Below are 6,343 nucleotides of genomic sequence, written 5' to 3'. Positions count from 1 at the left end.
CTCAAGGAACGGACGCTTCCTTCGGTCCCGTTTCACCGGGGCCCTCCGGGCGCTTCCCTTCGTTCTTGCGTTTCCGACTCTATCAGACTGTTTCGCGTCCGATTCCCGGTCGAAGCGGGTCAAGCGGTTTTCGCTTTCCAGTTCTTCGCTTTCGCGTTTCCCTTTCCGGCGAGTCCAACTCTACCAGACTCTTTTTCGTTCCGTTTCCGGTCCGAAATTGATTCCGGCGGCCAGTCAGGGGCCTTTGCCTTTCGGCTGATTCGACTTTATCAGAGTAAATGGGAGCGAATGAACGACCCGGACTCTGCATGAGGGGAATCAAGTGGCTCCGCGGAAATGAACATTCCCTGCAAGAGCGAGATATACGTTAGTCGTCGGTTTGGGACCTGTCCAGTCCGAGCCAACTAGTAAAATCTACCTCCCCACAGCAGCCGTGTCAACGGCTTTTGTGGGCGAAGAGGAGACTAGCAGCTCAGCGAGGTCTGACGCACATCCGCTGTGGCGTGGCGGGTCACGCGGCGGTCGGCAGAGCGGCGGCGCGGTCCGCGGCGGCGACGTCGCCGGTCTCGCCGGCCCGGACCGCACGCCCGCCCAGTACCCACACGTACAGCACAAAGGCCAGCTCGGCGGCGACGCCTATGGCGATCCTGGCCCAGGTGGGAAGGGGTGAGGGGGTCACGAATCCCTCGATGACTCCGGACACGAACAGGACGAGAGCGAGGCCGATGGCCATGCCGAGGGCGGCCCGGCCCTCCTCCGCCAGTGCGGCACGGCGGGATCGGGGACCCGGGTCGATGAGCGTCCAGCCGAGTTTGAGGCCCGTACCGGCGGCAACGAAGACCGCGGTGAGTTCGAGCAGACCGTGCGGCAGGATCAGGCCGAGGAAGGTGTCCAGCCGGCCGGCGGACGACATCAGGCCCATGCCGACCCCGAGGTTGAGCACGTTGGTGAAGAGGATCCAGATCACCGGCAGGCAGAAGAACGCGCCGAGGACGAGGCACATCGCTGCCGCCTGGGCGTTGTTCGTCCACACCTGGGCCGCGAAGGAGGCGGCGGGGTGGCTGGAGTAGTAGGTCTCGTACTCCCCGCCCGGCCGGGTGAGTGCGCGCAGGTCGTCGGGGGCGCCGATGGCGGCCTGGACCTCGGGGTGCGTACCGATCCACCAGCCGATCAGCGCGGCGAGGAGGGTGGAGAACACCGCCGTGGGCACCCACCAGTGGCGCGAGCGATACACCGCGGCGGGGAATCCGGCGGTGAGGAACCGGGCCACGTCCCGCCAGGACGCCTTGCGGGTGCCGGTCACGGCGGACCGGGCGCGGGCCACGAGCTGGGTCAGCCGCCCCTCGACGCGCGGGTCGGGCGCCTGGGAGTGGACCAGGGAGAGATGGGTGGCCGTCCGCTGGTAGAGGAGGACGAGTTCGTCCGCCTCGGTACCGGTGAGCCCTCGGCCCCGCTTCAGCAGATGTTCCAGTCGATCCCACTCCGCGCGGTGGGCGGTGACGAAGACATCGAGGTCCATGGTGGGTGTCTGCTCCAGGCGAAAGGCGAAGAGGCGTACGGGTCCCTAACACGGCGGCGCGCCGTCGATCAGCTTGGCAGACTGTCGCACAACGGGGCAGGGGTGGGCGACGAAGGGCGGGGCAGTGAGCGAACTCGTGACCGGGGACGCGGTGGTTCTGGAGCTCAGACCGGCACGGCTGCCGAGCAGGGCGCTCGCGCAGGCCATCGACACCGCGCTGCTCCTGATCGTCTTCGTCGTGCTCAGCATCGCCCTGGCCCTCGCCACGTCGACGCTCGACGAAGCGGCCGTCGCCGCCGTCTCCGTGGCGTCGTTCCTCCTGGTGCTGGTGGGCGGGCCCATCGCGGTGGAGACCCTGAGTCACGGCCGTTCCCTGGGCAAACTCGCCTGCGGTCTGCGGGTGGTGCGCGAGGACGGGGGGCCCATCGCGTTCCGGCACGCGCTGGTGCGCGGGGCGATGGGGGTCGTCGAGATCCTGTCGTCCTTCGGCGGGGTGGCCGCGATCGCCTCCCTGGTATCCGACCGGGGCCGACGGCTCGGGGACGTGTTCGCCGGGACGCTCGTCGTACGGGAACGGGTGCCGGACGACCGGTCCCGGCCGCTGCCGCCGCCCCCGCCGTGGCTCGCGACCCGTTTCGCCCAGCTGGATCTGTCGGCCGTTCCGGACGAATTCTGGCTCTCCGCACGGCAGTACGTGTCCCGCCTGCACCAGCTCGATCCCGCTGTGGGGTACGCGATCGGCGAGAGGCTCGCCGGGGAGCTGACGGCCAGGACGGCGGTGCCGCCGCCGGAGGGAGTGCCGCACGCCGCGTACGTGGCCGCCGTGCTGCACGAGCGCCGGACCCGCGAGGTGCGCCGGCTGTCGTCGGCCGAACGCGCGGCGGACCGGGCGCCCGGGGCGGCAGCGCGAGTACCTGTTCCGGGCGCCGGGGCGGCGGTCGGCGCGGCGGTGGGACGGGGTGCGTCCGCGGGTGGCCCCTTCGCCGGCCCGGAGGTGGTGCCGGCCCCGCTCGCCGCACCCGTGACGCCGGTGTACCCCGTGGCCCCGGCCGCGGCGCCTGCCTCCACCGGGTTCGCGCCGCCCGCCTGAACCGCCGCCTGCCTGGACCGCGGTCCCCCCGGGCAGCGGTCGCTCCGAACGGGGCGGCGGGCTACTCGGCCGGGTGCTCCGGTCGCGGTGCTGGTTTCGGGGAGGGCGGGGATTCGAGGTCTTCGAGTTCGATGCCGGGAGCGGCGAGGACCACGTCCCCGGCGAGGTGCACCGTGTGGCGCTCCCCCGTGTTCAAGTCGCTGACCTGGTACGTGTCCACGTGCAGGGGGCCGTTGTCAGTGGGGTGCGCTTCACTGTCCACCAGGGCCCAGGACTGATCGGCGGTCAGGGGCGCGAGGACCGGATCCGTGAAGGTGACCAGACGGATGCGGGTCTCGGGGGAATCGGGGGTGAGACGCAGAAGCCGCGTGACGGCGACGAGAAACGCGGGAGAGGTGCCGGAGAAGGCGTGGGCGCGGACGTTGCCCTCGGTCGCCTCGGAGCCTGTGGGGTCGGTCCGCACCCAGGTGACGCCTTCGAGGGCGGCACCGCGGATCTGCCAGCCACCCGCGTGCAGTTCCAGACGGATGGGCCGACCGAGCTCGTCGAGCGCGAGGTCGGTGGAGCCGAGGTGGTCGCCGGAGGGAGCGGTCCTCTGGGCGACGTAGCGCCAGCCGGAAGGGCCGGGGGCGCAGTGGAAGTGTTCTTCGCCGAGGGGGGTGTGGTCGTGCGGATCGTGGAGCGAATAACGGCCGCGGGGCATGAGGTCCTTCGGGCTGCGCGGGCGGGGTACGGGGCAGGCCCCCGGCACGGGGGTGCGGGGGCCTGCGCTCGGACCTGCTGCTGAGACTGTTCCGGTCGCCGTCGGCCGGTTCCTCCCCTGCGGGGACGGGCCGACGGCGGGTGGGATCAGTAGCGGTAGTGGTCGGGCTTGTACGGGCCGTCGACCTCGACGCCGATGTAGGCGGCCTGCTCCGGGCGGAGGGTCGTGAGCTTGACGCCCAGGGCGGCCAGGTGGAGGCGGGCGACCTTCTCGTCGAGGTGCTTCGGGAGCACGTAGACGTCGGTCGGGTACTCCTCCGGCTTGGTGAAGAGCTCGATCTGGGCCAGGGTCTGGTCCGCGAAGGAGTTGGACATGACGAAGGAGGGGTGACCGGTCGCGTTGCCGAGGTTCAGCAGGCGGCCCTCGGAGAGGACGATGAGGACCTTGCCGTCCGGGAAGGTCCAGGTGTGGACCTGCGGCTTGACCTCGTCCTTGACGATGCCGTCGATCTTGGCGAGGCCGGCCATGTCGATCTCGTTGTCGAAGTGGCCGATGTTGCCGACGATCGCCTGGTGCTTCATCCGGGCCATGTCGGACGCCATGATGATGTCCTTGTTGCCCGTCGTGGTGACGAAGATGTCGGCCTGCTCGACGACGTCGTCCAGGGTCGCGACCTGGTAGCCGTCCATGGCCGCCTGGAGCGCGCAGATCGGGTCGATCTCGGTGATGATCACGCGGGCGCCCTGGCCGCGCAGGGACTCGGCGCAGCCCTTGCCCACGTCGCCGTAGCCGCAGACGACGGCGGTCTTGCCGCCGATGAGGACGTCGGTGGCGCGGTTGATGCCGTCGATCAGGGAGTGGCGGCAGCCGTACTTGTTGTCGAACTTCGACTTGGTGACGGCGTCGTTGACGTTGATCGCCGGGAACAGGAGGGTGCCGTCGCGGTGCATCTCGTACAGACGGTGGACGCCGGTGGTCGTCTCCTCGGTGACACCGCGGATCTCGGACGCGAGCTGGGTCCACTTCTGCGGGGACTCGCCGAGGGTGCGGTTGAGGAGCGTGAGGATGTGGGCGTACTCCTCGCTGTCCGCGGTGGACGGGTCCGGGGCCGCGCCGGCCTTCTCGAACTCGACGCCCTTGTGGACCAGGAGGGTGGCGTCACCGCCGTCGTCCAGGATCATGTTCGGGCCGCCGGTGGGGCTGTTCGGCCAGGTCAGAGCCTGCTCGGTGCACCACCAGTACTCCTCCAGCGTCTCGCCCTTCCAGGCGAAGACCGGGACACCGGCGGGGGCCTCGGGGGTGCCGGTCGGGCCGACGGCGATGGCCGCGGCGGCGTGGTCCTGGGTGGAGAAGATGTTGCAGGAGGCCCAGCGGACCTCGGCGCCGAGGGCGACGAGGGTCTCGATGAGCACCGCGGTCTGCACGGTCATGTGCAGGGAGCCGGTGACGCGTGCGCCGGCCAGGGGCTGGGCGGCGGCGTACTCCTTGCGGATCGACATCAGGCCGGGCATCTCGTGCTCGGCGAGGGTGATCTCCTTGCGGCCGAAGACCGCGAGGGAAAGGTCGGCGACCTTGAAGTCCTGGTTCTGGCTGACCGTCGTCATGGCGGGTCTGCTCCTCGTAGAGGTCGAGGGTGGGCTGGATTGCTGTGCGGCACCGGGCACAGGAATGCCCGGGACTCGCAGCGCAGTCCGTCGGAGGCCCTCTCTCCCTCGGCCGGTCCGCTTCCGCGGGCCGATCGACCGCCATCAGCAGCGACGTCTGGTACGCGTACGAATCTACACCGAGCAGCCGTGAGCGCACCGGCCCACGGGGGAACGGTGCGCTCACGGGACGTGTGGACTGGCCGGAATCAGTGCCCCGGCCCGGTGGGGGTCTCTCCGGCCGCACCGTCGGTGCTGTCGGGGCCGTCGGTGCTGTCGGAGCCGTCGGTGCTGCCGGTGCTGCCGGTGCTGCCGGTGCTGCCGGTGCTGCCGGTGCTGCCGGTGCTGCCGGTGCCAGTGGCACCGGCCTCACCCCCGGTGGGCTGCCCGGCCGCACCGGCCAGGGTGGACCGGCCGGGGTTGATGCCCGCCGACGCGGCGTCCGCGTTGTAGATGTCGGGCTCCAGGTAGATGACGCGGGCGATCGGCACGGCGGCGCGGATGCGGGTCTCGGCGGCGTTGATCGCGTTGGCGACCTCGGTCGCGGTGTCGTCGTGCTGGACGGCGATCTTGGCTGCGACCAGCAGTTCCTCGGGGCCGAGGTGGAGCGTGCGCATGTGGATGATGCCGGTCACCGTGTCGCCGTCGACGACGGCGGACTTGATCCGCTCGATCTGTTCGGCCCCTGCCGACTCTCCGAGGAGGAGGGACTTCGTCTCGGCGGCGAGCACGAGCGCGATGACGATGAGCAGGATGCCGATGCAGAGGGTGCCGATGCCGTCCCAGACACCGTCGTCGGTGGCGAGCGAGAGGCCGACACCGCCGAGGGCGAGGACCAGACCGATGAGCGCCCCGAAGTCCTCCAGCAGGACGACGGGGAGCTCGGGAGCCTTGGCACGGCGCACGAATTCCGTCCAGCTCAGCGTTCCGCGGGTCTGGTTGGACTCGGTGATCGCCGTACGGAAGGAGAACCCCTCGGCGATGATCGCGAAGACCAGCACGCCCACCGGCCAGTACCAGGCCTCGATGGGGTGCGGGTGCTTGATCTTCTCGTAGCCCTCGTAGACCGCGAACATGCCACCGACCGAGAACAGGACGATGGAGACGAGGAAGGCGTAGATGTACCTCTCGCGCCCGTAGCCGAAGGGGTGCTCGGGGGTGGCCTGGCGTTGTGCCTTCTTCCCACCGAGCAGCAGGAGTCCCTGGTTGCCCGAGTCGGCGAGCGAGTGGACGCTCTCCGCGAGCATCGACGAGGAGCCACTGAAGAGGAACGCCACGAATTTGGCCGCCGCGATGGCGAGGTTGGCGGAGAGTGCCGCCACGATCGCCTTGGTTCCGCCTGACGCGCTCATGGGTGCCTGGTGTCCCTTCCTCGGTACTGCAAACGC

Annotated in this window: 5 protein-coding genes; 1 reads left to right on the top strand and 4 read right to left on the bottom strand. The window is 70.0% G+C overall.

From position 1 onward, the window contains the following. Positions 1-511: 511 nt before the first annotated feature. Positions 512-1,519, bottom strand: a complete 1,008-nt coding sequence (locus tag ACFWEE_RS28070; protein WP_386893247.1) for a stage II sporulation protein M — start codon at positions 1,517-1,519, stop codon at positions 512-514. Positions 1,520-1,643: 124 nt separating this feature from the next. Here ACFWEE_RS28070 and ACFWEE_RS28065 point away from each other — a divergent pair, with 124 nt between their 5' ends. Continuing rightward, positions 1,644-2,609, top strand: coding sequence for an RDD family protein (locus ACFWEE_RS28065; RefSeq protein WP_386893245.1), 966 nt, complete (start codon positions 1,644-1,646; stop codon positions 2,607-2,609). Between the two features lie 61 nt (positions 2,610-2,670). Here the strand turns inward: ACFWEE_RS28065 and ACFWEE_RS28060 are convergent, their stop codons facing one another. From ACFWEE_RS28060 to ACFWEE_RS28050, 3 genes are all read right to left on the bottom strand, one after another. Then, positions 2,671-3,312: a hypothetical protein gene (locus ACFWEE_RS28060; protein WP_386893244.1), complete on the bottom strand. Its 642-nt coding sequence runs from the start codon at positions 3,310-3,312 to the stop codon at positions 2,671-2,673. 146 nt (positions 3,313-3,458) lie between these two features. Continuing rightward, positions 3,459-4,916 carry an adenosylhomocysteinase gene (ahcY, locus tag ACFWEE_RS28055; RefSeq protein WP_386893242.1) on the bottom strand — a complete coding sequence of 486 codons (1,458 nt, stop codon included), beginning with the start codon at positions 4,914-4,916 and terminating at the stop codon, positions 3,459-3,461. Between the two features lie 248 nt (positions 4,917-5,164). Next, positions 5,165-6,307 (bottom strand): cation diffusion facilitator family transporter, encoded by a 1,143-nt coding sequence (locus ACFWEE_RS28050; protein WP_386893240.1) that lies wholly within the window; start codon positions 6,305-6,307, stop codon positions 5,165-5,167. Between the last annotated feature and the right edge of the window lie 36 nt (positions 6,308-6,343).

This window comes from Streptomyces sp. NPDC060184 (assembly GCF_042728795.1).
GTDB lineage: Bacteria > Actinomycetota > Actinomycetes > Streptomycetales > Streptomycetaceae > Streptomyces.
The sequence above is the reverse complement of the archived record's forward strand: the minus strand, read 5'-3'. Positions and strand labels throughout refer to the sequence as shown.

Bases quoted from the DNA above. Each gene is read 5' to 3' on its own strand.
- ahcY (WP_386893242.1), bottom strand. From the start codon at position 4,916: ATGACGACGGTCAGCCAGAACCAGGACTTCAAGGTCGCCGACCTTTCC.
- ACFWEE_RS28060 (WP_386893244.1), bottom strand. From the start codon at position 3,312: ATGCCCCGCGGCCGTTATTCGCTCCACGATCCGCACGACCACACCCCC.
- ACFWEE_RS28070 (WP_386893247.1), bottom strand. From the start codon at position 1,519: ATGGACCTCGATGTCTTCGTCACCGCCCACCGCGCGGAGTGGGATCGA.
- ACFWEE_RS28050 (WP_386893240.1), bottom strand. From the start codon at position 6,307: ATGAGCGCGTCAGGCGGAACCAAGGCGATCGTGGCGGCACTCTCCGCC.